Origin of the sequence: Rhodococcus sp. T2V (assembly GCF_029269925.1) — a bacterium.
Lineage (GTDB): Bacteria > Actinomycetota > Actinomycetes > Mycobacteriales > Mycobacteriaceae > Rhodococcus_F > Rhodococcus_F koreensis.
Window position 1 is genome coordinate 1 of the sequence record NZ_JARJBD010000469.1, and the last position, 597, is coordinate 597.

Sequence of the window (597 nt, forward strand, 5' to 3'; positions counted from 1 at the left end):
CGGAGACGGTGGTGCTGGTGATGGACAATCTCAATACTCACGGCATCGGATCGCTCTACGAGGCCTTCGAGCCGGCAGAGGCGTTCGCGCTCGCGCAGCGGCTCGAGATCCACCACACCCCCAAGCACGGCTCGTGGCTCAATATCGCCGAGATCGAGCTCTCGGTGCTGACCCGTCAATGCCTGGGCCGGCGCATCGAGGACCTCGAAACCCTCAACGTCGAACTCGCCGCCTGGCAGCGACGGACCAATGCCGATCAACGCCAGGTCCAGTGGCACTTCACCACCGACGACGCCCGCTGCTCTCGCAGGGAAGAACGATCTCGTATATCGCCCGGACACTGCCACTCGACCGGAAGACGGTCCGGCGCTTCGCCCGCGCCGCAGACGTCCAAGACCTGCTGCCAACTACGCGGACCGGCCGCAGCCTCCTCGACGAGTACGCACCCTACCTGCGTGAACGCGTCGCCGGCGGATGTGTCGACGCGGCAGTCCTCACACGTGAGATCACCGCATTCGGCTACCGCGGCAGCGCCAAGACCGTGCGCCGATTCCTGCAGCCACTACGCACCGCCCACACCGCACCGCCCTCGAAGCC

The 597-nt window shown here is 66.3% G+C and carries 2 pseudogenes; both read left to right on the forward strand.

The annotated features are described in order from the left end of the window. Window positions 1-242 (forward strand): annotated as a pseudogene (locus P3H15_RS54875) (transposase); the annotation flags it as partial. A 29-nt stretch (window positions 243-271) separates the two neighbouring features. Continuing rightward, window positions 272-597 (forward strand): annotated as a pseudogene (locus P3H15_RS54880) (ISL3 family transposase); the annotation flags it as partial.